This window comes from Bradyrhizobium sp. WSM4872, from assembly GCF_055811715.1.
This window is the reverse complement of sequence record NZ_JBVVPT010000002.1, coordinates 78,074-104,450: the sequence shown is the minus strand read 5'-3', so window position 1 is coordinate 104,450 and position 26,377 is coordinate 78,074. Positions and strand designations below refer to the sequence as shown.

Here is a 26,377-nt window from a genome sequence, read left to right as displayed (position 1 = left end):
CAAAGCGTCGCAACGGTTCATTTCTATAGCAGCCGCCCCGGAGTCGCAACCGATCCAACGCGCCTGTTAAACTATTGATTATATTGGATAAACACCAATGCCATCGAGAACCATTCCGGCTACAAGAGGGGTAGCCCCAAACCATGTCTGTATCGGAAGGACCGGACGCCATTCAAGCCGAAAGCGTTTTGAGATGTCGAACGGCGCGTGTTAACGAAACCGCCTCGACAGCCACAGCCAAGAGCAGCGCACATGAATCGCAAGGGAATCATTCTGGCGGGAGGCCGCGGCACCCGCCTCTATCCACTGACCCTGGCAACGTCGAAGCAGCTGCTGCCGATCTACGACAAACCGCTGATCTACTATTCGCTGACAACCCTGATGCTCGCCGGCATTCAGGAGTTCCTGATTATCACAACCCCGGAAGAGATCGCGCAATTTCAACGCCTGCTCGGCGACGGACGGCAATGGGGGATCGAGCTTTCATACGCGACCCAGGATCAGCCGCGCGGCATTGCCGAGGCTTTTCTGATCGGGCGGGATTTTCTCGCAGGCGGTCCAGCAGCGCTGATCCTCGGCGACAACATTTTTTATGGCGACAATTTGCGGGCTTTGTTGCGTGACTCGGCGTACCAGCAACGCGGCGCCACGGTATTTGCCTGCTGGGTCGACGACCCCGAACGCTACGGGGTCATCGAATTCGATCCGGATCACCGTCCCCTGAGGATCGTCGAAAAGCCGAAGGTACCCAAGTCGAACTACGCCGTCACCGGGCTGTATTTCTATGATGAGCGCGTGGTCGATGTCGCCCGCGAGCTGAAGCCGTCGGCGCGCGGCGAACTCGAGATCACCGACGTCAACCAATGGTACCTCGAACGCGGCGAATTGCATGTTGAGCGGTTCGGACGCGGATACGCCTGGCTCGATGCCGGAACGCATGAATCGCTGCTCGAGGCCTCGCAATTCATCCACATCGTCGAGAAGCGGCAGGGCCTGAAGATTGCCTGCCCAGAGGAAGTCGCGTTCGCTCAGGGCCTGATTGATGTCGAACAGCTTTTGCGGCTCGCCGAGCCCATGAAAGGCACCGCTTACGGCCAATATCTCATTCGCCAGGCGAATTTGCTGTCCTGACTGTCGCACGCTAACGCGGCATCGCCGCAATCAGCCGGTTCCGAAGACCCTTGCTCAGCAACGGGCTGACAAGCAGCGCGGCAGCGGCCAGCCAGAGCATGCATTCCATCAGGAAATGCGGGATTCCCGATCCCGGTGACAGGTATCTGATCGCCGCGCCCATGGCCACGCCGGCCGAAACAATGCCGGTCATCGTCGCGAACAACAGCAATACATGCCGTACCGGATGCTTGAGGGTTTCGCGCACGATAATGACGAACAGCACGCCGGACTGCGCAGTGATGTCGCTCGCCACCAGCGCAATCGCCGCTCCCAAGGGACCGAGCCGAGGGATCAGCACGACCGACAGTACCAGGAAAAGCACGAGTTGCAGCGACTTGGTCCAGAGCAGAAGAGGACCGCGGTTACTGTAGTTGGCGTAGCTCAGCGCCAGAATGGCCGGCGCCCCGATGCACATGCCCAGCAGCAGCGTAATGGCCAGAGGCGCATCGTAGGGAATCGCGCCATGGGTCCAGATCGTGAAGAAATCCGGCCAAAAGACCAGCGCACCGGACGTGGTCGCGCTTGCAAACAGCGCCAGCCCGATCGATCCCCTGGCATAGAGGCGTTGCAGGGCATCGTTTGCACCGACCGCGTGATCGTGTCCGAGTTCGGCCGCGAGCGGCAACGTCATCTGAACGCAAAGTCCCCTCAGCATGGTCGCGATCGTGCGCGTCAGCCCCCACTGGGCGATGGCGATGCGATCCGAAACAAAGCCGCCGATCAGCAGAACGGAAATATAGCTGAGCCCGGCCTCGGCGAAATTCATGACGGCGAAGGGAAAAGCGCCGGCGAATTGTCCGACCGTCCAGCGCCAGGAAATCCGCTGACGAACATTCCGGATGAAAGGAAACTGCCGCCGCACATCGACGAACAGGATGAACAGCATCGTCGCCAACTGCCCGGCCACGTAGGCCACGACGACAACCAGCAAACTGCCGGTCGCGATCACGCCGACGATCTGGCCAAGCTGTCCGATCGCCATCCCCCATGACTGCACGGTCACGAGCCGTCCATAAAGTCCGCGGGCCCTGTAGAGCGAGCTCGCCAGGTTCAAGGGCAGCGTGACCACCACACCCAGCGTCATGATGGCAAAGGCCAAGTCGAAACCCGGCTCGGTCGAAAATCCTAGCAGTTTCGAGGGCGCAATCGTTGCGAATGTCGACAGCAGCAGAACGGCGAACAGCGCGGTGAACCAGACGAAAAGCTGGAATACGGCGCCGTAATAGCGAGCCGTCCGGCGATCACAGTCGCTGCGCGACTTGAATGAAAGAAAGCGGTTCAGCGCCCAAGCATGCAGCCCGGCATCGACAGCAAGAACGAGACTGCCTGCGGCAAAAATCGTCAGCCAAGCTGACAAGGTGTCGCCGGTCCAGAATTTCAGAAACAGCGGAATCAGGACGATTTGCTGCGTCAGCGCGAGAAGCAGCTGGACGATATTGGCCGACCATCCGCCGAAAATGCGACGCGCGCGGCTCGAAGCAAGAAGCGTCACGTTTCCTCACAGTGGCTGCTTGCCGGAGACCAGCGACCCTGCCGGCGCGGCGCTCCGAGCAGCGGCTCGATATGTTTTCCTGGCGAATGAGACGCCCTTTTGAAAGTCGCGTCCGACCCGATCGCACTTGATCTATGTCCTCTTGGTCGATACTCGGTATAGATCGTTTATTGTGCCGCGGCTAACCAGACAAGAGGTTCGGCGCCACGAATTTACGGGTGCGAGGGATTGGCAGCCAAGGCATATTCCAGCGAACAAGGGCAGCGTTCGACGAAACTGCTTGCGCGTGCCGCCTCGTGCGACGTGACGCCGCGAGGCCGGCCGGTCCGGCTGGCGGGCTATGCCTCGCGCAAGGCCCCGGTCACGACCATCCTCGATCCGATCGAGATTTCGGCCGTTCTGCTGGAATGTTCCGGGCAGCGCTGCCTGATCTTTAGTTTCGATCTCATGATCGTGGGATCGGAGCTGCAGAACCTGCTCCTCACCAGGCTTCAGCGGATGGGGTTTGAGCCCAATGAACTGATGCTGCTGGCGTCGCACACCCATGGCGCTCCGGCGACCGATCAGGCTTGCGCGCGTCTCGGAATACCGGAACTGGAATTCGTCGAGGAGGCGACTGAGGCCGCGGAAGATCTGGTGCGCCAGATCGAGGGCCGGCAACCTGCCGAGATCAGCCTGGAGATATTCCAGGGGCGGCTGGACCATTCCATCAACCGCCGCCGCTATTGGCCGTTTCCGACCTTTGGACGCACCTATGGGTTCAGGCTGACGAGCATGAGCTTTGCGCCGAACCCGTCAGGTCCCAGGGACGAGTGCGCAACGGTCGTACTGCTCCGCAAGGCCGATGACGGACAAGTGCTCGGCGTGCTCTGGCATTACACCTGTCATCCGACGGCGGTGGTCCCGGACAATGTCATCAGCGCCGATTATCCGGGCGTGGTGCGCCGCGCACTACGAGAGCGCTTCGGCGAAATTCCATGCGTGTTTGCGCAGGGTTTCTGCGGCGATGTCCGGCCGAACATGCCGGCCTCGCAGCGGGCCGGCCTACGCGGGCGGCTTCGCCGGATGATCCGCACCATCGCATCGGGTCCGATGTTTGGATCCCCCTCGGTGAAGGACTGGATGGGCTGGAGCCAAAGCCTGGCCGCCGGAGTGGGCGACATCGTCCAGGGCAAGCCGGCCAAGCGGCTGTCACCCGCCGGCCTGCAAACCGGATCAGCCCGAATTCCGCTCGGCGGGTTCTTTGCGGGCGCTGCTCCCGACAAGCCATTGGCAGTCCAGATCGTTCGAATTGGCGAGGAATTCGAAATCGTGGCGCTGTCAGCGGAAGCCTGCGTGGAATGGGAGCGCATCCTGGACGAAGCCGTGCCGCCCCCGCCGGGCCGGATCAGGCTTTATGCAGGTTACCTGGGCGCGCTGTTCGGGTATCTTCCCACCGCGGCACAGATTCCGGAAGGCGGTTACGAGGTGGAGGGATTCCAGCCGTTGTTTGGTCTGTCCGGCCATTTCGACCCGGCAACGATTACTCCGTCCGTCACCGATGGCGTGCGGCGTGCCTTTGGAGACCTCCACCAGACCAGGTAATTTGCCGGATTGTGCGTGCTGCCCCTCCTTCAAAGCGAGGCCCGAATTCGACGGAGCGTTGCGGACTTCGGAGGCATTCAATAGTCTGAGAAGATGACGAGAATAAAAGAGCTGGACGGGCTGCGCGCGGTGGCAATTCTGCTGGTTGTCGTGTGGCATTATCTCGGTCGACCGAGCGGACCGGAATCGCTGCTCTGGAAGGCAACCCATTTCGGCACCTCCGGCGTTGATCTGTTTTTTGTCCTGTCGGGATATCTGATCAGCAGCATCCTGCTTGCGAACAGAAGCTCCTCAAGTTTCTACTCGGCTTTCTATGGGAGAAGAACGTTTCGCATTTTGCCGGTCTATTATTTGATGATCGCCGTCTTCGTGGTCGGAAGATTGTCAGGTTTTCTGCCCGCGCTGTTCGACGGGGCCATCCCGGCGTGGGTGTATTTCCTCGGGCTGCAGAACATCTGGATGACCATTGGCAAGACGTGGGGCTCGGAGTGGCTCGTCGTGACCTGGTCGCTGGCGATCGAGGAGCAGTTCTATCTGTTGTGGCCGGTCGTTCTGCGATTCTCGCCGGCCGGGTGGCTTCCGTGGATACTGGCGGCCGTCCTGGTCGCTTCTCCCGCCGCGCGCGCCATCGATTTTCTGGCCGGCGACGAATGGGGCTATCAATTCCTGTTGCCGTTCCGTGCCGATGCGCTGGCCGCCGGGGCGATGGTCGCGTGGTATCGATGGTCGGGTCTGCGCAATGTGCCGATAGAGCGGCTCGTCGCGGCGATCCTGCTGTTGTCCGCCGGTTTTTTTCCGGTGTTTGCGTCGGTTTTCAGGAACCCCGATACATCCAGACCGATGGCGCTTTGGGGCTATAGCTATCTCGCCGTCGCCTACGGATCGCTGGTGTTTGTCGTGCTTCAATATCAGGGAATCCGGATACTGAATCCGCTGAGGACGCGCATGGCGGAATTCTTCGCGCGGATTTCCTATTCGCTGTATCTTGTACACATCCCCGTTCTTAGTCTCGTTTTCATCGCGTTCCGGTCGGCCCAGGACCTCGGTAGCTGGAGGGGAATTGGGTTGACGGGACTGGCATTCTTGATCTCGATGGCGGTCTGTGAGCTAAGCTATCGGATCCTGGAGAAGCCGATGATCGACTTCGCCCACAGGAAATTCAAATTCGCTGCTATCAAAGGCTCGGCGCGCTCGGCGCTTGCCTAGCCGCAGGTTGTTGGGACGCAATGCAGACATCACCCCGGACCGGCAGGAAGAGTTGATGGCCGACAAACCGCTCGCCAGCCGCAGCTTCAGCCTGGACGATCAGACCGCATTCGCCCGGCTCTCGTCGGACTGGAATCCGATGCATCTGGACGAGACCTTCGCCCGGCGAACCCAAATGGGTGCGCCGGTGGTGCACGGAATTCACAATCTCGCCTGGGCGGCGGATGCTGTGCTGGATCGCTTTCCGCTCCGGATCGCCAACATCCGCGCCAGATTCCTGCAGCCGCTGTATCTCGACGAAACCGCATCCGTCCGAATTCGCGACCAGAGCGACAGGCAGATCGAATTTGAGGTGCTGGCCGCCAACGCGGTGGTCGCGCTGATCCGGCTGTCATCGGAACCCGGGAAGTCCCCGCGCGCCCTGCCGTCGGTTCAGTCGGCGCCTGTGCAGATGTCGCAGCCTGCCGACGCCAGTTTTGATGAGCTCGCCGATCGGGCCGGCGCCGTTGCGACCGGCGACGGCGACGTCCGCTCGCACTTCCCCGCGCTCTCGGACTCGATCGGCGTGGCGGCTGTCAGGGGTTTGCTTGCGACGTCGCAAATCGTCGGCATGGCGTGCCCGGGGCTGCATTCGCTGTTTGCCGGGCTGGATGTGAGTTGCGTTGCGGATATCGAGCAGAAGGGCGCCCTCGCCTACGCGGTGAGAAAAATCGATGCGCGATTTCGTTCGCTGCAGATCGATGTCCAGGGCTCCGGCATTGCCGGCCGGCTGGACGCCTTTGCGCGGCCGGCTCCGCCGTCCCAGCCCGGCATGGCCGAAATATCGTCGCACATTGCCGGAAGCCCGTTCGCCGGACAGAGGTCGCTCATCATCGGCGGCTCGCGCGGCCTTGGCGAAGTGGCGGCGAAGATCGTCGCCGCCGGCGGCGGGTGTCCCGTCATCACCTACCGGGACAGCCGGCTCGAAGCCGAGCGGGTCGCTGCCGAAATTCGCGGCGCCGGGGGCCAATGCGAAATCCAGCGTTACGACGCGCTTCAGCCGGCGAGCGAGCAACTGCGTCAACTCGGCGCGTTCGATTGCGGCTACTACTTCGCGACGGCGAAGATATTCCAGCGCAAGTCCGCCTTGTACGAGCCGGACAAACTGCGCGCGTTCCTGAGTTTCTATGCCGACGGCTTTTTCGACCTATGTACCGCGCTCGCTCACGACGGCCCGGGAGAGCTGGCCATATTCTATCCGTCGACAGTGGCAATCGACGAGGGGGGCAGCACCACGGCGGAATATGCGATGGCGAAGATGGCCGGTGAAATCCTGGCAAAGTACCTGAACGAATTCATGACGAACATTCACGTCATCTCGCGCCGTCTGCCACGCATCCTGACCGATCAGACCGCGACCGTCGGGGTTGCCAGCGCCGACAACGCGTTGGACGTGATGCTTCCTATTGTATATGAGATTCAAGAAATGGCGCGGCCCGGGCCGGCCCGGCGCGGATGAGGCTTTTCGGCCTGCAGCGTCCCGCCGACAACGGAATCCTCGCCCCAAAACATATTGTGCCTCCAGCATGTCTCGCGCCGTCCGCAGCTCCGTCAAACGCCTTGCCCAGAAAGTCGTTGGGCGGAGCGATGTGCGCGGTTTCCTGCGCGAGCAGAAATTGTGGTTCTCGAAAAAACTCTACCGCCGTCCGGTTTCGATCGCCGAACTGCGGCAACGATTGATCGATCTCGGGGTAACGCCCGGGAGAACGCTCTGGGTTCATTCATCATGGAACGAATTCCACAACGTTCCCCTGCGCCCCAGCGAAATGATCGACCTGTTGCGCGACCTGCTCGGCCCGGACGGAACGCTTGCCATGCCGGCGTTTCCGATCGACCACACCCCCGACAAGGTCTTTCTCGTCGACAGGGCGCCGGTCTACACCGGCCTGCTTTGCGAGGTCTTTCGCCGCACACCTGACATACGGCGAAGCATACACCTGTCTTCATCGGTGTGCGCGATCGGGCCCAACGCCGATTATCTAGTGCGGGATCACCATCACACCTTGATGCCCTGGGGAACGGATAGCCCCTTCTGCCGGCTGGGAGAGATGGATGCGCGCATTCTCGGGATCGGCGCCGGATTCAACTTCCTGACCCACCTGCACACCGCGGAATGCCTGCTGTACGACCAAGTCCCGTTTTTCCACAGTGTTTTCGACGGCACGATCAAATACCGCTGGAAAAGAGCCAATGGCGAGACCGGCGAGCACGAATTCATGCGGCGGATCGGCGATATCCGGCCGCAACGGCTGCGCCGCCATTTTGGCCCGGATATCTTGATCGAAGCGAAAATATCGAATTTGAGGATACTTGCAGCGGATGCTAAGCCCTTTATCGAGCGTGCGGTCGCCCTTGGTCGCAAGGGCATTACGATGTATATCCAGCCCGTTCCGAGGCCGGAACTTTTTGTCACTTAAGGGACCTGCGAGCTGATGGTGAACGCGTCTGAAGGACTGACTTCGTCGGAGGCCATACTGGCCAGGGTTCAGGACGTATTCCGCGCCGAACTCGACGATGAAGGTCTGGTGATCGGGGCCGAAACCAGCCAGAAGAATCTCAGCGCCTGGGACAGCCTGGCGCATATCCGACTGGTGAGCGGTATCGAGAGCGAGTTCGACATTCAGTTCAATCTCACCGAGATCGAACAGATCAATTCGGTGCGCCAGTTTGTCAAGCTGATCGAGGAACGCTCGCGGTGAGTGAACCCCAGGCGCCAACGAACCAGGCAACGAGACTGCTCGTGCAGGCCCTGCCATGGCTCCCGCGCCCTTCCGGCAGGATGCGCGAGCGGCTCGCGTCGATGCCGGCCGAGCCTTTGCAGGCGCTGCAATTCCTGCAGACACTGGCGCAGGCGGCCTGGGGCGAAGCCGATCTTCGAATGCTCGGGCGGAAAATCACCGGTGTCCTCAAGTCGGCACCCGCCACCTTCGCTGCCGAGGCGCGGAAACACGGCTTCGTGCCGGTCCGGATCCTGATTCTGTCGGCCAGCACCGTCTCGCATATGTCCGATGCCCTGATCGGCACCGCGATCCGGTTCAAATTTCTGCTCGAGGTCTCGATCGCGGAATATGAGGAGCCGGAACCATGGCTCGACAGGAACGGCGACGAGCTGAAGAAAAACCCGCCGGACTTCGTACTGGTGGCCTCCGATAATCGCATGCTGAAGCTCGCATCTCCGCTCGGCGACGAAGCGGTGGCGGCGCAGACCGTCGAAGCCGCCGTCGGCCGGATCGGGCGAATTGCCGAAGCGGCCGAGTCAGCTACCGCCCGTCCCGTCATCCTGCAGACGCTCGCCGGCGATCCCGACGCCGTTCAGTTCAACATGGACCTCGGCCTGCCGGGCAGCCCGCGTTATCTCGCCAGCGCGTTCAACCGCGGCCTGGCGCTCAAGGCGCGGCAGGACTCGCGCCTCGTGCTGGACGTCAACGCGCTGGCCGGACTGGTCGGACAGTCCGCGTGGTCCGCCGGACGCTACTGGTATGCCGCGAAATATCCGTTCGCGACCGCCATGATCCCGCTCTACGCCGACAACATCATGCGGATCCTGGCGGCGCAGATGGGACGGTCGCGCCGGGTTCTGGTTCTCGACCTCGACAACACCATGTGGGGCGGTATCGTCGGCGACGATGGCATCGAGGGTCTCGCGCTCGGCAATGGCAGCGCGCTGGGCGAAGCGCATTCGGCGCTGCAGCGGATGGCGCTGTCGCTCAAGGAACGTGGAATCATCCTGTGCGTTTCCTCGAAGAACGACGAGACAATTGCGCTCGATGCGTTCCGCAACCATCCCGAAATGATCCTGAAGGAGGACGACATCGTTGCCTTCCGGGTCAATTGGGAGGACAAGGCCGCCAACATCAAGGCGATATCGGAGGCGATAGACCTGGGGCTCGATTCCTTCGTATTCCTCGATGACAACCCCGCCGAACGCAAACGCGTCCGCGATGCGCTTCCCGGCGTTGCCGTCCCCGAATTGCCCGAGGATCCGGGCGACTGGCTGCCGGTGTTTCAGGCCGCGGGGTATTTCGAGCAGGCCGGCTTTTCGCACGAGGATCAGCAGCGCGCCGGCTTCTACAAGGCGAACGCGCTACGCGCCGCCCAGCTCGAGCGGATCGGCGACCACAACGACTATCTGCTCTCGCTACGAATGACGTTGTCGATCGCGCCGTTCGACAGCGCCGGCCGCAAGCGGATCGTGCAGCTGATCACGAAGTCCAATCAATTCAATCTCACCACCCGCCGCTACAGCGAAGCCGAAATCACCGCGCTGCAGTCGAGGCCCGATGTCTTTACGGTACAGGCGCGCCTTGCGGATATTTTCGGCGACAACGGAATGATCTCGACCGTCATCTGCCGCCAGACCGGGCAGAGCTGGGAAGTCGACAGCTGGATCATGTCCTGCCGCGTTCTCGGCAGGCGCGTGGAGGAAACCATCCTTCAGTACCTGGTCGGGGAGGCCCGCCGGAGGGGGATCACTGCAATCATCGGCCGCTACATTCCAACCGCCAAGAACGGCCTGGTTCGCGATCACTTCAGCCGGCTCGGTTTTGTCCAGACCGGCTCGCAAGCGGACGGCGAAACCACCTGGCAGCTCTCCGTCGGCGACTACATTGAGAAGAGGCTGCCGGTGGAAGTGGAGCAGCAGGAGCACGAACTCGTGTTGGCAGGTAGATCCTGAAAATTGCTCCGTGCCACTCAATACGCTGTATCTCCGGTTACCGGAGGGAGCGCCTGTAAAGCCGGAATAGTTGTAACGGCGGAGAACCGTCACTACTCTGGTTTCTTCTCGGCCAATAGGAAATTGAACGAGATCGCGTACACCCTGATTGGGAGGCCCTGCATCAGGCGCGGGATCGCCAATTTCGTACCCCGCGCGATATGCCCAAGCGTAGTTTGCTGCCACTCGGCACTGCTAGAGCGGATTGAGAATCCGGATTTGTCCATCAGCACCTGCATACTCCTTTCGGAGAGATTGTAGCTTGAATTCCAACTCTGTTTGATGCCGGGAAAAAGTTTCCGTATCGCGTGATCGAAATCCTGAAAATTCATTGCCAGCAATCCCGACGGCTTCAGCATCGAGTTGATTTTGCGAAATCCCTCCAATGGATTCTCGAAATGCGAATCTGTCCCCCATAAGGTAACGACATCGAACAGGCAACCTCTAGGGTCAAACGTTTCAAGTGTCTCGGCTCTCATATCGAGGCCGTATCTAGACCGGCCAAAGGCGCACATAGATTCGTCCGGCTCGACGCAGGTTACATCAAAGCCACGTTGTGCCGCCGCATACCCGAAGAAACCGCTTGCGCTGCCGATGTCCAATAGCGCGCCGCCCGCAATTCCAGCTCTCGACCTGATCAAATCGAGGCGACGACGGCTCTGCACAATTCTCACAGCGTCGTGCTTCGTGTAGTCGTCGTACGCCGACAGGCTGTTGCCCCCGAAGTAAGACGACGCCCTGTAGAGCGTTCTTCGCCCCGCAGGCGATAATTGCGGATTTTGAAAAACCAGAGTGCATGCCAAGCATCTGTCCCATGACAGAACTGCCTCACAAAAATTAAGACTGAACTCTCGACTAAGATCGGCCGAATCGCACAATGGGCAAGATGTGCGGATATTGTCGAATTCCACGATCACTTTGCCAATTGTGCTCGCTGCCGCCGAATCGTCCCCAGCCATGAATCCCCGCAATCCTCGCATCGGCTCTTCCGAACCGGAACACTTCCTGCAACCCGAAGGCGCTACCAGCACTGTCATCAAAAAGATGGTTCACTCCTTACAGAACCATAACGCGCTGCAGGCGCCCAGCAGTATATAGCTTTTCCAGTGACAAAGCCTGGTTTTCGCATCCAATAGCCTGCGTTTCGCGACAATACGAAAACGCGATTGCCATTTTGCGATCGCCTGCTTCTAGGCTAAGTGATTTGGGCGGCGGTTGGACATCAGGCCCGGACCCTCTAGATGCATCAAACTCGAACAATCCGGTTGGCATGGGTTTCTGCGCCGATCATAGCTAGCTTTGTCGCTTGCTGGATCATTCTGTTTTGGGCCATGGGAAGAGGTTACGACTTCACCGACGATTCGCACTATCTTATCTGGATATCCGATCCGTTTATCTATCCCTGGTCGGTGAGCGAGTTTGGCATCCTTTGGCACCCGCTTTACAAACTGGTTGGAGGCGACATCAGAAGCTTCCGATTGGCCGGAGCCGCGACGCTGAGTTTGTCGGCGGCGCTTCTTGGCTGGTCGATATGGCGGATCGTCTCTCAGCGTTTGCACACTCCCCTTGCCCTGCCGGTTATCCTGGCAGTCACCGTGGGCAGTCTGTGGAATTTCGTCTATTGGGTGCCTACGCCCGGCTACAATGAACTGAACCTGTGCGGACTGCTCTTGTTCGCCGCTGGGCTTGCGTTTGCGACGCCGCCAATCGGATCAAGCATCAACCATACGGCCGTCCCGGTGACCGTCGCCCAGGCCATGCTCACCGCTCTCGGCGCGTCCATTGTTGCCTTTGCTAAGCCCACAACCGCCATCGGAGCGGGGCTGATTGCCCTCGGGTGGCTCCTGATCTTTCGATCGCGGCGTTCACTGTTATTTGCAGCTTGCACCGCGGCATTTTCGGTCGTCTTCTTCGCCGCAGTCGTCATGGTGCTGGATGGCAATTTCTACGCTTTTATTCAGCGGAAGCTCACCGGCATGCAGATGCTGGCGATCCACAGTCCCACGCATGGACCGTCCTCAATATGGAGGTCCGTGGCCGACCCAGTCATCGAACTCGTGACCTTCCCGCCTCTTCGTTTTCAGATCTTGGTCATCCTCGGTATCTGGTTCTGCTGGGCGAACATCGTGCTGTGGGTGACCAGGCGTGCGACATGGCTTGTCAATGCTCTCTCTGTTGCGACTGCTATAGGGATCGGAATTACTGTGGGCGAGTGGCGCGCCGCCAGCGGCAGCACGACTGAGTACTATGTCGCTTTGATATCCCCGATGGCGCTGTTGATCGCTTTCGGCCTGGCTCTGGCAATCAAGCGGGCGTTCTCCAGAGAGCAAATGCGCTTTGCATTCGCTGCCCTCGTCATCGCGCTTCCGGCGATCTACTCGCTGGGCTCGGGAACCAGGGTGATCTATCATGCCAGTCAGGCATCCGTCTTTTGGTTTTCCGCCACGATCATTCTGGCGACAGCGGCGCCGGAAGGGTACCGGGATCGATCTGTGGCGGGCGCCACGATGTTTTCGGCGGCACTCACCGTGGCGATCCTGCTTGGAGCCGTAGCAGACCCCTATCGCCTCCCCAGCCCCTTATGGACGCAAACCGAACCCGTGCGGATCGGTGCGCTTGCCTCGGTGCTGCTGGTAGACAAATCCACAGCAACCTACATTACCGACCTGCAAGAGGCTGCCGAAGCGCACGGTTTCAAAGCGGGAACGCCTATCATCGACCTGACCGGCGCCTCCCCGGGCACTGTTTTTGCGCTTGGCGGTGAGGCGCCCGGAATACCCTGGCTCAGTGGCGGTTATGTCGGGAGCGCCGCCTACGTGCGGGAAACGCTTAGCCACGTGCCGCTTGAACATCTGCGCCAGGGGTGGGTCCTAAGCGCCACCGGCACGACAGAAGCTCTCCCCGACTCCATCCTGAGCTCTTTGGGCCTTGATTTTCCCCATGGATATCAGACGGTCGGACACGCTTGCATGGGAACTCCCTGCGTCGAGCACGTCCTCTGGAAGCCACTCGTCGAATGAACATCGCGTCGTCGTAACCACCTGCCGTTGCGGCCATCAAAAGCTCTACGGCCGTGTCGCCTCTACGACGCACACAGAATGCGGAAACGGGAAATGGCTGCCCTCCAGTGACATCCTGGGTTTCGGGAAGAGGGACCCGACCAGTTCTCCATATTGAGCAAAATTTCTGACATTCTGACCGCGATCGTGGGCGACGACAAATCTTATAATCGGACTTTGTCCGGGGTGAAAGCAGGGGTCAGCCGTGATCAGCCGTCCCCCCGGTTTCAGTGTCTTCGCCACGGCCGTCAAAAGCTCTCGCGAGAGGTCATCGTCAAGATGGTGAAGCAAGCCGATGGCTACAGCGACGTCGGCGAGCGGAAATCCAAGGGCACGGAAGTTTGCGACATCATCGCAGACGAAATTACCGCGGTCGCCATGAACACGCTTGGCCTGGGCAATATAGGCTTCATTGCGATCGAGCCCAATATAGGTGATGGGCGGGAGGTAATTCAGCAGAGCTCCCGGTCCGCATCCGATGTCCAGCAGGCATTCGCCGGGAAGAACGTTTATCGTGTCTCGCGCAAATCGACGCAGCCAGCGTCTTGCTCCGGCGAGGTGCTGCACGGCTTCGTAGACTACGGGATGGGTCAATACCCGCCAGACGCCTTTTCTGTCTTCGCTCACGCGTTTGACCAACCCTTCAACAGCGCTTCGGTCGCACTTCGGTGGACCAGGAGGAACGAAACAACCGTCCGGCGCGCGCAGAGTCAAGCCCCCCTCGAATCCAATGCAGCCTTGACTGGACTTGCTGAACTGGGCCTGCGTTGACGTTTCGGTTGCAGTCGCTATCGTAGATCGTGGGAGATTGCCCCCTCATCCTCTTGATGCCCCCGACTTTGGCCGTTGCGGGTTCGTGGCGAGGCATCTATCGCTTGCTGGAAGGGAGCCATCGATTTGGAAAAGTTTGGCCGTGGCGTGTCACTGCTGGCATGGGGGCTGAACGAAGAAGAGCTTGTCGATGCTTTTCTAGATCGCGCCTTCGCGCTGTTGGCGGCAACAGCGATCGATTACGAGATCGTTTTCGTGGACGATGGCTCGACCGACCGCACGCCGGAAATACTCGCGGTATATGCGAAGAAGGAGCCGAGGCTCAAGATCATCCGGCATGACCGTAACTACAATGTAGGCGTTGCGTGCCGCACGGCGGTCGCCAATGCCAGCAAGGAATTCCTGTTCTGGCAAACCGTCGACTGGTCATACGATGTGAAGAACCTCCGGATATTTCTTGAGTTGCTCAATCATTTTGACGTAGTGCAGGGAATCCGCCCGGTGCCGATCCGCCTACTCAGTTATATTCCGGTGCTGCGTTCGATTTATCGGGTCAACAAACGCTCGGACACGTTTCGGAAAGCGGCCGTCTCGCTCGGAAACTACTATCTTCTCCGCCTGTTGTTTGGCGCCAAATTCCACGATTTCCAGAATATCACCTTCTATCCCACCAGCCTCGTCCAATCGCTCGACATGGTCGGCCGCACGTCGTTCGTGAACCCTGAATTTCTGCTGAAGAGCTATGCCCGTGGAGCGAGCATCATCGAGGTACCGATCCGCTTCATCCCGCGCACCCTGGGCGAGGCCAAGGGCACCAAGTTTCGAACGGTCCTGCGCTCCGTGGTCGACACGTTCCGCAATTGGCTGGCATGGGGGATCAAATACCGGCGCGACGCCCGGCAACAAGCGGCCAACCGGAAGATCTGGCGCGTTTCGGAACCTTTCGTGCTCAACCGAGAAGTGCTCAAGATTGTCATCCCCTTGTTCGAGGACTTTCGCTGAAGACCAGATCAGGCCACGTAGTCGTTGGGCGCCCCATAGAGCCCGCGCAATTCCTCGGCAAGGCGCTCGCGGCCGGCCTGACTATGCTCCGACCGAGGCAAATTGAGCATGTACGCTCCCAACGCCTCCCCCTCTGCGCATAGCCAGTTTGGCCGCGACGGGTGGTCCGCAAGGCTGATGCCGCTATCCGGACTGGCGCCCACGTCGATCACGCGAAATCGGGGTGCCCATGACTGGCCACCCTTGGCGATGATCGCATAGACGACCGGCACTTTGTTGGCACGGACCACCACGGAATCGACCGGAAACGGACCCGTGAACAAATGACCGCCCAGCTTGAGGCTCATCGGATCGCTCTCTTATGCGCTGGTCTGAGAGTCCACCATGCCCTGAAAATCTTCGTGCTCGCCGAGCCGCGCCATTTTAGTGCCACGCGCAGCTTCCGCGTTCTTGACGACCTTCCAGTAATTGTGATCCCAGGACCGATATTTCCAGTCGGGACAGCCGGCACACATTGCGATGTCCTTGCCTTGTCCCGCGAGATGCTTCTCACGGTAGAAGCGGAATCCCTCGCCGTGCCAGATGTTCTCGATCGAATCGGTATTGACGTTGCCCATGCTGGTGTTGCCGGAAATGTCGTAGCCGCACACCATTACATTGCCACGCGAATCGATATTGAGACGCTCGAAAATGAACGGGCAAGGAACTTCGTCAGTATTTAGATAGGCTGCGGGATCCGCCGAGCGCGAGGGATCGAGCGTGGTATTGACGCCCCAGGTCAAATACTTTCGCTTAATCAGATAATCGACGCCGATTTCTTCAACCCAGAACTTTTCAACAGCTGACGCGTCGACGCCGGTCTGGGCGACGGCCGAGGCAATGATCTTGGACGGGCTCTTCAGCGCGTTGCGCAATTTGACCATGCGCTTCACGTTTTCGACCAGTTCGTTCCAATCGAGCCCCTTGCGAACCACGGCGTAAGTCTCGGGATCGCGGGCATCAACCGAGAACTCGATCATGTCGACGCCGGCGTTGAGCAAGGCGAGAGATTTAGCTTCATTGAAGAGCGATCCGTTCGTGATCAGGCCGATCTTGCAACCCACCTGTTTGGCATAGACCAGCAGTTCCACCGCCTGTGGGTGCAGCATAGGCTCGCCGCCTCCGGATATCCGCAGATAAGCGCCGTATTTTCCGGCCTCGTCCGCGATCTTCCTGAAGGTCTGCTCCGGCATATGAGGGGCGTCCTGATACTCCTTGCGAATATTTGAGTTGGTATACGGACAGTGCGGACACAATGCGTTGCAAGGATAGACGTAGGACAGCACCAGCATCATCGGAAATTCCGACGCTTCGGGACGAAGTCCGTACTGGCTCGTCGAAACTGCAGCGGTGGCGGATGGGTTGGTCATCGTCATTCCCGTCAATCGTCAGCCCTGGGCTGCCTTCTTTTCCTCGTCGTAATACCAGAATGGCCGCGTTCCCTCGACGGCTTCTTCCGTGTACTCCGCGCCAGCAACCTGCCAGTCGCCGCATCCCTTGCACAGATCCGGAATCTCGTCCCAGCGATGGGCCTTGTGCAGCCGCCTGAGCTGGGTACCCAGCCTGTCCCACGCCTCCTTGACCGAGATGTCGGCGACATTACCCACCTTGAACTTGCCCTCATAGTCGACCGCGCACGCAACGACCGAGCCATCCTGGTGAATCGCCATGGTGTTGTTGCCCCAGGGGCAAGCTATCCGGAAGTCCGTGTCGTGCTTGATGGTATCGGTGCGTACCGTGCCCGTAGCGGTCCATTCCAACATCGGCCGAACCTTCACCTCGGCGCCGCGCGCTTCCCAATATTCGCGATAGGCCTGAACCTCGTGCGCGTTCTGCTTCATCGCCGAGAATTGCGCCGTGATCACCGGGTATGTCTGACCGTTGGCCAGCCGGCGGCGGCAGAGCTCTTCGACGGCCGGATAGACTTCTTCCCACTTCGCCTTCTCGCGGACCAGTTCGAACGTCTCTTTCGACAATCCATCGAGACTTAGGATGAAGCGTCGAAGCGGGGATGCGAGAATCTTGTCGATATTGTCCCAGCGGTTGAGGAGCGTTCCGTTGGAATTCAACACCAGATTGCGACATCCGACCTTGTCGGCATAGTCGATGCGGTCCCAGATTTCACTCTTGTAACCCATAATCAAGGCCTCCCCGTAAAAGGTCGGCCAGATTTCGGTCTGGGGAGAGTTGGCGCCGATTTCTTCGACGATCTTGTCCCACAGCTCGCGCTTCATGTGCCGCTTCTTGCGGATGAGCTCGCCGTGGCTGCAGTGGATGCAGGTCAAATTGCAGACTGAGGTATTTTCGATCACCAACTGCGGGGGATAGCTATGATCCCGCAGCCGCGATTCGATTCCGAGAAGCTGCTGACGCCGAACTTCGTTTTCAAGATGAGGTTGGAGCAGCGCGAAGTTCGTATCGGTCGACATGATCATGAGCCAATCTGTTGAGAACGGGCGATATACCACCTGCCCGAGCCAAACAGACTACAGCAAGCTCTTTTGTCGAGGTGGTATAATCAACTATGTTCCGATTTACCCCAATCGGCAAGCCATGCCCAGTATCAGCTTAGAGGGCCTTGTAAAATCTAGCAATTTCGCCGCAGCGCCCGATCCAGGCTGCCCACAACATAATCCACGTCAGCATGGGGCATCCCCGGATAGAATGGCAGCGAAATGGTTCCATCGCCTATTCGTTCCGCCACGGGAAAGTCGCTCGGCTGATAGCCATATCGCTCCCTGAAGTATTTAAGCAGATGAATTGCGCGATAATTGACGACGCACCCGATTTCGTCCGCCTTGAGCGCCTCGATGAGACGGTCGCGCTTGTCGGCAGCCACCCGCACTGCGTAGACATGCCAAGCGTGCTGGGTGGCGTCCCGCCTCCCCGGCCTGGTCACCCCCGGAACATCAGCCAGCAATTCGTCATATCGCGCGGCAAGCTCGGCCCGCTGCGCGAGTTTCGATTCGAGCCTGGAAAACTGCGGAAGCAATAGCGCGGCCTCGATATTGCTCATGTTGTACTTCCAACCAAGCTCCACCATGTCCCAGTGCGTGTATCCCTCGCGAGAACGGTCGTATGCCGTTTTCGTCATTCCATGGAGGTGCAGCAGGCGCATCCGGTCGTAGAGGACACGGTCGTCGGTCGCTATCGCGCCCCCTTCTCCGCAGGTCAGGTTCTTGGTGGCATAGAAGCTGAAACAAGCAGCATCGCCCAGTTCACCGGGACCGACGCCATCGCGCTTGCCTTCCACGCAATGGGCCGCATCCTCGACGATCTTGAGATCGTAGCGATCGGCGATCGCCCGCAGCGCGCGCATGTCACACATCAACCCGTAAAGATGAACCGGCAGGATGGCCTTCGTCCGCGACGTGATGGCCGCCTCGACCTTGCTTACGTCCATATTCCCGGTGTCGGGCTCGACATCGACAAATATCGGCGTCGCGCCGGCTTCGAGGATCGCCGTTGCGCTTGCAATAAACGTCATCGGAGTGGTTATGACCTCGTCGCCCTCGCCTATTCCAAGCGCCATGAGCGAGACGTGAAGTCCACCCGTGCACGAACTTACCGCTAGGGCATGTCGGCGCCCGAGAAACTCGGCAAACTTGCTTTCAAAGCGGCCTACATACTCGCCCGTAGTCAGAATTTCGCCATCCAGGACTTCGGCGACGAGGTCGAGCTCCGGCTTACCCAAGTCATGACGATAGAATGCAATACGACGCTTCATTTCAATTTCTCGAATTCGGTTCTCAACAGGCCCATCACGAGAAGGTCATGGTATCCGCCATCCAGCGCAACGTGACGACGCAGCCGCCCTTCATGCACGAATCCGGCCTTCTCATAGAGCTGGATCGCGCGATGGTTATACTGAGCAACGTAAAGGTAGATTCGCTCCAGATTGAGGACGAAAAACCCGTGATGAAGGATCAGCTTCAGCGCCCGCCGACCCAATCCGCGTTGCTGCCTGTCTTTCCTGCCGATCATGATGCCGAAACTGGCGTGGCGCGAAATCCAGTCGATGTCGCGCAGGTAAACCAGTCCGCAGAGAGCCTGATCGGATCGATCCACGATGCCGAGCACGCACTGATCGATGCCTTCCCCGGATGTGGCCCGATCGATGAATTTGGCTTCCATGACATGGGTCACGGGAAATCGAAAGCTCAGGATCTGATCACGGATCTCAGGATCATTGCGCCATGCAACCGTCGTCGAAACGTCGTCGGTTTCCAGCGGCCTCAACCAGACCACCTCGTCCTGTAGGGATGGGAATTGTAGCTCCCTATCCGACATATCGCTCCCACCAGAGTTGAAGCATCAGCAGGTTCCAGATCTGGTTTCCACGGTTTGCGGCGCCCGAATAGTGCTCGTCGAGCAGGCCTTGAACGGCCGACCCCCGCAACAATCCATGGCGGCCAAGCCTCTCGGGGGCAAGCGCGGCCTGAACATAAGGGCGAAGCTTGCCGAGAAGCCATTCGTTGACGGGCATGATGAAGCCCTCCTTCGGACGGGCCAGCAGATCGGCGGGCAAGAGGCCTTTTACCGCCTCTTTCAGGATATGCTTCACCCGGCCGCCGCTTATTTTCATGCTGCCGGGCAGCGTCGCGGCAAACTCCGCCAACCGGTGATCCAGAAAAGGTGGCCGCACTTCGACCGAATGCGCCATCGAGAGCCTGTCCACGAACGGCAGAACCTGATCGGGCAACAAGGTCTGCTGATCCAGGAATAGCGAGCGGTTCAAGGGGTCGCCGCTCGGGCAGTCCCTCAATATGGCCCGGATCATACCTTCCGTGCTGGCCTCGCCGATCGCTTCGGACATCATCGGAGAATACAACCCGCGTTTCTGCTCGTCATCGAGCAAATAAAGTCCCATCCGTTGCGCGGCTTCGTCGCCGCGTCCGGCAAGGCCGGCCAGCCGGACGAAGTCGGCGTGAGTCGTCGACCGGGCAGCCAGTTCGATCCGGCCGGCAGTATAGTCGTCGAGCGGTTGCGCGATCCTGTGCGCGAGATAGCTGCCGAACATCTCATCGGCGCCATCCCCCGAGAGCGCAACCTTCACATGCTCGGCGATCGACTGGGTCAGGAAATAAGTGGAAATGACCCCTGAAAACGGCTCATCGAATGCGCTGACGACGTGGTCGAGCTTGTCTGGCAGATCCTCGAACGTGACGAGATGCTCATGGTGCTCGCTGCCGACACGCTCGGACATCTTCCGTGCAAAGATCCGATCGCTCTCCTTGTTCAGAAAATCGTCGTTGTAGACCAGTGTGAAGGTCTTGAGCTTTCTGCCGCCTATCTTCGCGAGCAGCGCAACGATTGTCGATGAATCGACGCCACCGGAGAGATAGGCTCCGAAAGGTACGTCCGAACGCATCTGCAATCGGACGCTATCATGCAGTAGATCGAGGATCCGGCCCGCGGCCTCGGCTTCTCCGAGATCGCTGCACTTGGAAAAATCCGCCCGCCACCAGCGCTGCCGCTTGATATCCCTCCCATCGAACACTGCCAGTTCGCCGCCGCGAAGCTGTTCGATATCCCTGAATGCACTGCCGGGCGCGGGAACGTTCTTTAACGAAAGATAGTGGTGGATGCCTACGAAGTTCGGGCTGCGCGATACATCCGGATGAATAAGCAGCGCTTTCGGCTCGGATCCAAATATCAGATTGCCGGCCGTCAAGGCAAAATACAGTGGCTTGATGCCCAACCGGTCGCGCACCAGAATCAATTTGCGCTGCGTGCAGTCCCACAGCGCGATCGCAAACATCCCGTTGAGATGCTGAACAAAATCGAGACCGAATTCCTCATAGAGGTGGACGATCACCTCGGTATCCGAGTGATCGCTGCTGAACCGGTGCCCTGCCCGCAGCAGGTCCGCGCGCAGCTCCAAATGGTTGTAAATCTCTCCGTTGAACACGACGGCGACCGTTCCGTCTTCGTTGAAGACCGGTTGCTGGCCGGTTTCAACGTCGATGATCGCGAGCCGCCGCATCCCCAGCGAAATGCCGTTTCCCTCCCAGTGGCCGGCGGAATCGGGGCCGCGGTGACGGAGGCTCTCGGTCATCCGCTCGAGCAAAGTTCGACTGGGAAGACCGGTAAAGCCGGCGATACCGCACATTATCTAGGCCAAAACCCTGGAGGAAAATCAGATGCTTGCGCTCACGAGCGTATGTTACTAGGAGCATGATTTGGCCAAGTCAAAAGGTTTTGCCCAGTGACAACCCTGGTCGTCCTGCAGCCCGGATACCTGCCGTGGCTCGGATATTTCGATCAAATGCATCGTGCGGATATTTTCGTCCATTTGGACGACGTCCAGTTCGACAAACACGGCTGGCGCAATCGAAATCAGGTAAAGGGCCCCAAGGGCGCCAATTGGCTGACCGTACCGGTCCTGCACAGCGGTCGTTTCGGACAATGCGTGCTGGATGTCGAGATCGATTACCGTCGCGACTGGCAACGCAAGCATCTGGCGACACTTCGGCAGTTTTATTCGCGCGCCCCGTTTGTCGAAGCCGTTCTCCCCAAGCTGAGCCCTCTTCTCGACCGACATTGGGACCGACTTGTGGATCTCGATCTGGCCATCATCGAATGGCTCGCCCTGACACTGGGTATCACCACTCGTTGTTTCCGCGCGTCTCAGCTCGGGATATCGGGGGAACGCAGCGAGCGTTTGCTGGCGCTCTGCCTCCACTTCGGCGCCACACGCTATCTCTCCGGCAGCGCCGCGCGTGACTATCTGGACGTCGACAAATTTTCCAAGAGCGGAGTGGAGGTGATCTGGCAAGACTACAGCCATCCGATCTACCTGCAGCAGCATGGGCCGTTCGTCGCCTATCTCTCCGCTATCGATTTGCTTCTAAACGAAGGACCGGCCTCACTCGGCATCCTCTCAACCTGATGCTGGGTTTCGAGCGCCCTCCGGGAGGTCGGCATTCCGGTATATGAACAAGGAGACCAGACCCGAGAGCGACGCGACGACTCCCAAGATCCGGAACGCAAAAAAGGCGCTGGAATACGGCACATTTTGCGACGATGCCACGAGCCAGCGGCAGACCTGATCAAATGAAGCCTCGCCGATGCCCAAGCCGTTCGGAGTGAGCGGTAGAGAATTCGCCACGAGCGTGACCGGCACCGCCAGCATATAATCCATCGGCCGCAACGTCTGGATTCCCAGGGCATCGCCAATAACCAGGACAGCCAGGACGGTTACGGCTTGCGACAGCAAAGCGAGCAGAAGGACGCCCAGCAGCGCGAGGGGATTAGCGCGCATCGAGCGCACGGTGCGATTGATCCATCCAAACAGCGAGGACAGTCGCGACCATCCAGACAGCCGCCTTTCGAGCGGCTGGACGAGATTGGGAATTGTCAGGATAGCGCCCGCCACAGCGATCATTCCGGTAAAGCCCAGCGCGACCGAGGTTCCGAGCGCAAACAGCACCGGTATGTCCTTCATCCAGGTCCAGTTGAAGGCGATGTAAATCATCGCGATGCTGAACGCCGAGAACAGGCCGAACAGCCGGTCCAGCGCGATTGAGGAAGCCACGCTGGCGCTGCTGTGACCCACGATCCGCCAGACATAAACCGCTCGCGCGACGTCCCCACCGACAGGTCCGACCAGAAGCGCATTGAAAAGATTGGTGATTGCAATGATATGATAGAGTTTACCGAACGATATTTCCAATCCCAATGCGCGCAGCAGAACCATCCACCGCAGCGCCGCGATCGGAAGGGTCGCGAACACCAGCGCGATGCAGACGACCGCGGCGGGCCGGCTGGAAAGCGCAGCGAGGGCCTTGAGGTCTATCTTTGAAAAAAAGACGAGCGCACAAATAGCGGCCACGCCTACGCCGATTTTGACGAGTGTGGCCGCGCTGGGCCTTCGCCACAATGCCCCGGTGGCCGAGAAGGCTGACGTACTTGACTTCATTGGCGCAAATTCCTACCAAGCTCGGAACTTCTGGGAAGTAGCGGGATATTCAGCCTTTTTTGGCATGCGGCGAGCCGAACCACTGGCGGATTTGATATGCGGACTATTCTGATCACTGGTGGCGCGGGATTCATTGGTGCGAACCTAGTTCATTTCCTTGCCGAGAAGTATCCGCTTGATCGCATCATTGTCCTGGATGCCCTGACTTACGCAGGCACGATCGAGAATCTTCCGCCGGAGATGATCCACTCGCATGACGCGCGCCTGCGCCTTTGGTACGGCAATGTTTGCAACGCGGCACTGGTGGACACCCTTGTGGAGGACGCCGACATCGTTATCCATCTTGCGGCGGAAACGCACGTGACACGCTCGATCTTCGACAGCCTTCAGTTCTTTCAAACCGACGTACTCGGTACCCAGACCGTCGCCAACGCGGTAGTGAAAGCCAAGAACAAGGTCCAGCGATTTATCCACATTTCAAGTTCGGAAGTTTATGGAAACGCCGACACGGCCTCCATGAATGAAGATCATCCGCTAAACCCGATGAGCCCCTACGCGGGCGCCAAGTGCGGTGCCGACCGGTTGATCTATTCGTATTGGGCCACTTACAAGATTCCCGTCGTCATTGTTCGCCCCTTCAACAATTTCGGACCGATGCAGCACCTCGAGAAGCTCGTTCCACGCTTCATTACCAGTGCGTTGCTCAACGAAACACTGACCGTCCATGGCACTGGCGATGCCGCGCGTGACTTCGTTTATGTCGGAGATACCTGTCGGGCGATCGATCTTGTTATGCAAGCGCCCAGCGACCTGGTGAACGGCGAGGTATTCAACGTCGCGAGCGGCGAGCATCGCTCAATCATCGAAATAGCCAACGATATAACGACGCAAATGAACTACCCACGGAATCGGATCGAGTTCATTGGCGATCGGCCCGGCCAGGTCGTACGCCACACCGGCGATTGGTCGAAGATAAAGCGCGTCCTGGGCTGGACGCCAACGCTGACATGGAGCGAGGGGCTGAGCCGCACGATCGACTGGTACCGCGCAAATGGCGAACGCTGGTCCCGGCAACTCTTCTTGCGGAAAATCCCGATCACGACTGCCGAGGGGAAAAAGGAATTTCACTGATCGGAGGAACTGGCTTCGACGCGCCAAGGCCAGACGCAATATCCTCACGACAGAAGATGAAAGTCGCCTTGGTGCGCCAGCAATTGCGCGGTGGTAACGTGCTGGATCGTGATCGTGTCATGTGCTGCATTCGCAATTACGGCATTGCCGAATCCGTCATCGTGGATAGCCGCCAGTACAGCGTTCAGGTTCGCAAACACTGATTGGTTGAAATTTAGAGTGTCGGTTCCTGGCTTGAAATCCGCAATGGTGACCTGACCGAAATTTGGCGCAAAGACAAATGTGTCATGACCGTCGGTTGTCGTCCAGACGGCCTGCGGTGCCGAGCTGGCAGGCGCCGTCGGGAGAGCGCCGATGGTGCCGTCGCCGTTCAGATCCTGATGGAAGCTATTTTCCAGTGAGATCAGCGTAGCACTGCTCCCCGAAATGGCGCCCGTGCTGGATGTCTCGTTAGCGCCGCTATCCGTGGACCAGATGGAATACTGATTAGTTCCGGGGAGCGTCCAAGCCACCTCATAGCCGCTTGCGGTTTGCTCCGCGCCGATTGGCGTCCAGGACCCGAACTGTCCCGCTGCAACTGGCGCGCGGCCATATTGCAGCTCGGGCCCGGACCCGGTGCTGATGCTAGCAAGATAAAAATTGCTGCCAGCTTCAACAAGGCTGGCCGACCCATACGACTCGATCGTCGTCGTCGCAACCACAGTCCCGATGGTGCCGTCGCCGTTCAGATCCTGATGGAAGCTGCTTTCCAGCGAGGTCAGCGTATAGCTGCTTCCCGAGATGCCGCCCGTGCTGGATGTCTCATTGCCGCTGCTATCCGTGAACCAGATGGAATACTGATCAGTGCCGGGGAGCTTCCAGGCCACCTCATAGCCGCTTGCCGTTTGCTCCGCGCCAATTGGTGTCCAGGACCCGAACTGCCCCGCTTCAACTGGCACGCCGCCATATTGCAGCTCGGGCCCGATCCCGCTGCTGATGCTATCAAGATAGAAATGGCTGCCGAGCTGGACCTGCCTGGTCGACCCATACGACTCAATCGTTGTCGTGATAACCACCGGGCCGATGGTGCCGTCGCCGTTCAGATCCTGATGGAAGCTATTTTCCAGTGAGATCAGCGTAGCACTGCTCCCCGAAATGGCGCCCGTGCTGGATGTCTCGTTAGCGCCGCTATCCGTGGACCAGATGGAATACTGATTAGTTCCGGGGAGCGTCCAAGCCACCTCATAGCCGCTTGCGGTTTGCTCCGCGCCGATTGGCGTCCAGGACCCGAACTGTCCCGCTGCAACTGGCGCGCGGCCATATTGCAGCTCGGGCCCGGACCCGGTGCTGATGCTAGCAAGATAAAAATTGCTGCCAGCTTCAACAAGGCTGGCCGACCCATACGACTCGATCGTCGTCGTCGCAACCACAGTCCCGATGGTGCCGTCGCCGTTCAGATCCTGATGGAAGCTGCTTTCCAGCGAGGTCAGCGTATAGCTGCTTCCCGAGATGCCGCCCGTGCTGGATGTCTCATTGCCGCTGCTATCCGTGAACCAGATGGAATACTGATTACTGCCAGGGAGCTTCCAGGCCACCTCATAGCCGCTTGCCGTTTGCTCCGCGGCGATTGGCGTCCAGGACCCGAACTGCCCCACTGCAACTGGCGCGCCGCCATATTGCAGCTCGGGCCCAGCTCCACCGGCGACCGGGTTCATGAAGTAATTGCTGCCGGCCTGTACCAGGCTCGTCGATCCGTAGGACTCGATTGTCGTCGGCGATTTGACCGCCAGATGAAATCCGAGTGCGTCGAGCTGCTTGAGGTCGATTGCCGTCAAGCCCTGAATGGTGGTGCTGGTATAGTATTCGTTGAAAGGGTCGTTGGACCCCTGCACGCCGTTGTTGAGAAAGTCGCTCGGGTCGGAGCTCTGCCCATAATCGGCAATCTTAGTATTGCCCCCGTCGAGTGAGAAATACGCCGCAGGCGCGGTCGCGCTGCCTTGGAAAAGACGGGTACCGGGGCTCGTGAAGCGGTAGAAGTCGAAGATGTCTGGGGCCGAACCATAGGGCACGCGGCCCATCGCGTGGGTCAGCTCGTGCAGTGCGACGCCCACCAGCAGGTTGGAATTGATGTCGGTGGAAAAAGTCGCGCTGGCGTCGTCGGTCGTGGGGGGGGGGGGGGGGGGGGGCCCCCCCCCCCCGCGGCGGGGGGGGGGGGGCCGGCCCGGGCCCGGGGGGGGGGACCAGAAAGGCCGGCGGGGGGGGGAGGG

Annotated in this window: 22 protein-coding genes; 11 read left to right on the top strand and 11 right to left on the bottom strand. The window is 59.4% G+C overall.

Going from position 1 to position 26,377, the window contains the following annotated elements; translation table 11 throughout:
• Window positions 1-252 precede the first annotated feature (252 nt).
• Window positions 253-1,131 (top strand): glucose-1-phosphate thymidylyltransferase RfbA, encoded by an 879-nt coding sequence (rfbA, locus tag AC0L3C_RS03625; protein WP_473407180.1) that lies wholly within the window; start codon window positions 253-255, stop codon window positions 1,129-1,131.
• A gap of 10 nt (window positions 1,132-1,141) precedes the next feature.
• On the opposite strand, the gene AC0L3C_RS03620 is transcribed toward rfbA, so the two are convergent.
• Window positions 1,142-2,272, bottom strand: a complete 1,131-nt coding sequence (locus AC0L3C_RS03620; RefSeq protein ID WP_473407179.1) for a polysaccharide biosynthesis protein — start codon at window positions 2,270-2,272, stop codon at window positions 1,142-1,144.
• A 621-nt stretch (window positions 2,273-2,893) separates the two neighbouring features.
• On the opposite strand from AC0L3C_RS03620, the gene AC0L3C_RS03615 reads away from it, so the two are divergent.
• From AC0L3C_RS03615 to AC0L3C_RS03590, 6 genes are all read left to right on the top strand, one after another.
• A complete protein-coding gene (locus tag AC0L3C_RS03615) occupies window positions 2,894-4,249 on the top strand; it encodes a hypothetical protein (RefSeq protein ID WP_473407178.1) in 1,356 nt (451 codons plus the stop codon).
• Between the two features lie 93 nt (window positions 4,250-4,342).
• A complete protein-coding gene (locus AC0L3C_RS03610) occupies window positions 4,343-5,455 on the top strand; it encodes an acyltransferase family protein (protein ID WP_473407177.1) in 1,113 nt (370 codons plus the stop codon).
• Between the two features lie 55 nt (window positions 5,456-5,510).
• Complete coding sequence (locus tag AC0L3C_RS03605) at window positions 5,511-6,953, top strand: MaoC/PaaZ C-terminal domain-containing protein (RefSeq protein ID WP_473407176.1); 1,443 nt, start codon at window positions 5,511-5,513, stop codon at window positions 6,951-6,953.
• Window positions 6,954-7,020: 67 nt separating this feature from the next.
• Entirely contained in the window at window positions 7,021-7,911 is an 891-nt protein-coding gene (locus AC0L3C_RS03600; RefSeq protein ID WP_473407175.1) for an AAC(3) family N-acetyltransferase, read from the top strand.
• 15 nt (window positions 7,912-7,926) lie between these two features.
• Window positions 7,927-8,193: an acyl carrier protein gene (locus AC0L3C_RS03595; RefSeq protein WP_473407174.1), complete on the top strand. Its 267-nt coding sequence runs from the start codon at window positions 7,927-7,929 to the stop codon at window positions 8,191-8,193.
• Entirely contained in the window at window positions 8,190-10,169 is a 1,980-nt protein-coding gene (locus AC0L3C_RS03590; RefSeq protein WP_473407173.1) for an HAD-IIIC family phosphatase, read from the top strand. Before AC0L3C_RS03595 ends, AC0L3C_RS03590 begins: the two co-directional genes overlap by 4 nt.
• 92 nt (window positions 10,170-10,261) lie before the next feature.
• Here the strand turns inward: AC0L3C_RS03590 and AC0L3C_RS03585 are convergent, their stop codons facing one another.
• Window positions 10,262-11,245: a class I SAM-dependent methyltransferase gene (locus AC0L3C_RS03585; RefSeq protein ID WP_473407172.1), complete on the bottom strand. Its 984-nt coding sequence runs from the start codon at window positions 11,243-11,245 to the stop codon at window positions 10,262-10,264.
• 204 nt (window positions 11,246-11,449) lie between these two features.
• On the opposite strand from AC0L3C_RS03585, the gene AC0L3C_RS03580 reads away from it, so the two are divergent.
• Window positions 11,450-13,228 carry a hypothetical protein gene (locus AC0L3C_RS03580; protein WP_473407171.1) on the top strand — a complete coding sequence of 593 codons (1,779 nt, stop codon included), beginning with the start codon at window positions 11,450-11,452 and terminating at the stop codon, window positions 13,226-13,228.
• A gap of 45 nt (window positions 13,229-13,273) precedes the next feature.
• Here AC0L3C_RS03580 and AC0L3C_RS03575 read toward each other — a convergent pair whose 3' ends face one another.
• Window positions 13,274-13,834 carry a class I SAM-dependent methyltransferase gene (locus tag AC0L3C_RS03575; protein WP_473407379.1) on the bottom strand — a complete coding sequence of 187 codons (561 nt, stop codon included), beginning with the start codon at window positions 13,832-13,834 and terminating at the stop codon, window positions 13,274-13,276.
• A 330-nt stretch (window positions 13,835-14,164) separates the two neighbouring features.
• Between AC0L3C_RS03575 and AC0L3C_RS03570 the strand changes: the two genes are divergently transcribed.
• Window positions 14,165-15,040 (top strand): glycosyltransferase family 2 protein, encoded by an 876-nt coding sequence (locus tag AC0L3C_RS03570; protein WP_473407170.1) that lies wholly within the window; start codon window positions 14,165-14,167, stop codon window positions 15,038-15,040.
• A gap of 8 nt (window positions 15,041-15,048) precedes the next feature.
• Here AC0L3C_RS03570 and AC0L3C_RS03565 read toward each other — a convergent pair whose 3' ends face one another.
• The 6 genes from AC0L3C_RS03565 to asnB form a co-directional block, all read right to left on the bottom strand.
• Window positions 15,049-15,387, bottom strand: a complete 339-nt coding sequence (locus AC0L3C_RS03565) for a hypothetical protein (protein WP_473407169.1) — start codon at window positions 15,385-15,387, stop codon at window positions 15,049-15,051.
• Window positions 15,388-15,399: 12 nt separating this feature from the next.
• The gene (locus AC0L3C_RS03560) at window positions 15,400-16,455 is read right to left on the bottom strand and encodes a radical SAM/SPASM domain-containing protein (protein ID WP_473407168.1); all 1,056 of its coding nucleotides are present in this window, start codon (window positions 16,453-16,455) and stop codon (window positions 15,400-15,402) included.
• A gap of 12 nt (window positions 16,456-16,467) precedes the next feature.
• A complete protein-coding gene (locus tag AC0L3C_RS03555; protein ID WP_473407378.1) occupies window positions 16,468-17,508 on the bottom strand; it encodes a radical SAM/SPASM domain-containing protein in 1,041 nt (346 codons plus the stop codon).
• Between the two features lie 158 nt (window positions 17,509-17,666).
• Window positions 17,667-18,806 carry a DegT/DnrJ/EryC1/StrS family aminotransferase gene (locus AC0L3C_RS03550; protein ID WP_473407167.1) on the bottom strand — a complete coding sequence of 380 codons (1,140 nt, stop codon included), beginning with the start codon at window positions 18,804-18,806 and terminating at the stop codon, window positions 17,667-17,669.
• Window positions 18,803-19,318, bottom strand: a complete 516-nt coding sequence (locus AC0L3C_RS03545; RefSeq protein ID WP_473407166.1) for a GNAT family N-acetyltransferase — start codon at window positions 19,316-19,318, stop codon at window positions 18,803-18,805. Before AC0L3C_RS03545 ends, AC0L3C_RS03550 begins: the two co-directional genes overlap by 4 nt.
• 40 nt (window positions 19,319-19,358) lie before the next feature.
• On the bottom strand, window positions 19,359-21,191 hold the full coding sequence (gene asnB, locus AC0L3C_RS03540) for an asparagine synthase (glutamine-hydrolyzing) (protein WP_473407165.1): 1,833 nt from the start codon (window positions 21,189-21,191) through the stop codon (window positions 19,359-19,361).
• A gap of 96 nt (window positions 21,192-21,287) precedes the next feature.
• Between asnB and AC0L3C_RS03535 the strand changes: the two genes are divergently transcribed.
• The gene (locus tag AC0L3C_RS03535) at window positions 21,288-21,971 is read left to right on the top strand and encodes a WbqC family protein (protein ID WP_473407164.1); all 684 of its coding nucleotides are present in this window, start codon (window positions 21,288-21,290) and stop codon (window positions 21,969-21,971) included.
• Here the strand turns inward: AC0L3C_RS03535 and AC0L3C_RS03530 are convergent.
• The gene (locus tag AC0L3C_RS03530) at window positions 21,963-23,000 is read right to left on the bottom strand and encodes a lysylphosphatidylglycerol synthase transmembrane domain-containing protein (protein WP_473407163.1); all 1,038 of its coding nucleotides are present in this window, start codon (window positions 22,998-23,000) and stop codon (window positions 21,963-21,965) included. The two genes, AC0L3C_RS03535 and AC0L3C_RS03530, sit on opposite strands and share 9 nt — an antisense overlap.
• 96 nt (window positions 23,001-23,096) lie before the next feature.
• On the opposite strand from AC0L3C_RS03530, the gene AC0L3C_RS03525 reads away from it, so the two are divergent.
• A complete protein-coding gene (locus AC0L3C_RS03525) occupies window positions 23,097-24,131 on the top strand; it encodes a dTDP-glucose 4,6-dehydratase (RefSeq protein ID WP_473407162.1) in 1,035 nt (344 codons plus the stop codon).
• 44 nt (window positions 24,132-24,175) lie between these two features.
• Here the strand turns inward: AC0L3C_RS03525 and AC0L3C_RS03520 are convergent, their stop codons facing one another.
• Entirely contained in the window at window positions 24,176-26,221 is a 2,046-nt protein-coding gene (locus tag AC0L3C_RS03520; RefSeq protein ID WP_473407161.1) for an NF038122 family metalloprotease, read from the bottom strand.
• Window positions 26,222-26,377 lie beyond the last annotated feature (156 nt).

What these genes read in the sequence shown, in the direction of transcription:
- rfbA (WP_473407180.1), top strand. Translation starts at nt 253, where the DNA reads ATGAATCGCAAGGGAATCATTCTGGCGGGAGGCCGCGGCACCCGCCTC.
- AC0L3C_RS03610 (WP_473407177.1), top strand. Translation starts at nt 4,343, where the DNA reads ATGACGAGAATAAAAGAGCTGGACGGGCTGCGCGCGGTGGCAATTCTG.
- AC0L3C_RS03605 (WP_473407176.1), top strand. Translation starts at nt 5,511, where the DNA reads ATGGCCGACAAACCGCTCGCCAGCCGCAGCTTCAGCCTGGACGATCAG.
- AC0L3C_RS03600 (WP_473407175.1), top strand. Translation starts at nt 7,021, where the DNA reads ATGTCTCGCGCCGTCCGCAGCTCCGTCAAACGCCTTGCCCAGAAAGTC.
- AC0L3C_RS03595 (WP_473407174.1), top strand. Translation starts at nt 7,927, where the DNA reads ATGGTGAACGCGTCTGAAGGACTGACTTCGTCGGAGGCCATACTGGCC.
- AC0L3C_RS03585 (WP_473407172.1), bottom strand. Translation starts at nt 11,245, where the DNA reads ATGACAGTGCTGGTAGCGCCTTCGGGTTGCAGGAAGTGTTCCGGTTCG.
- AC0L3C_RS03580 (WP_473407171.1), top strand. Translation starts at nt 11,450, where the DNA reads ATGCATCAAACTCGAACAATCCGGTTGGCATGGGTTTCTGCGCCGATC.
- AC0L3C_RS03565 (WP_473407169.1), bottom strand. Translation starts at nt 15,387, where the DNA reads ATGAGCCTCAAGCTGGGCGGTCATTTGTTCACGGGTCCGTTTCCGGTC.
- AC0L3C_RS03560 (WP_473407168.1), bottom strand. Translation starts at nt 16,455, where the DNA reads ATGACGATGACCAACCCATCCGCCACCGCTGCAGTTTCGACGAGCCAG.
- AC0L3C_RS03555 (WP_473407378.1), bottom strand. Translation starts at nt 17,508, where the DNA reads ATGTCGACCGATACGAACTTCGCGCTGCTCCAACCTCATCTTGAAAAC.
- AC0L3C_RS03550 (WP_473407167.1), bottom strand. Translation starts at nt 18,806, where the DNA reads ATGAAGCGTCGTATTGCATTCTATCGTCATGACTTGGGTAAGCCGGAG.
- asnB (WP_473407165.1), bottom strand. Translation starts at nt 21,191, where the DNA reads ATGTGCGGTATCGCCGGCTTTACCGGTCTTCCCAGTCGAACTTTGCTC.
- AC0L3C_RS03530 (WP_473407163.1), bottom strand. Translation starts at nt 23,000, where the DNA reads ATGAAGTCAAGTACGTCAGCCTTCTCGGCCACCGGGGCATTGTGGCGA.
- AC0L3C_RS03525 (WP_473407162.1), top strand. Translation starts at nt 23,097, where the DNA reads ATGCGGACTATTCTGATCACTGGTGGCGCGGGATTCATTGGTGCGAAC.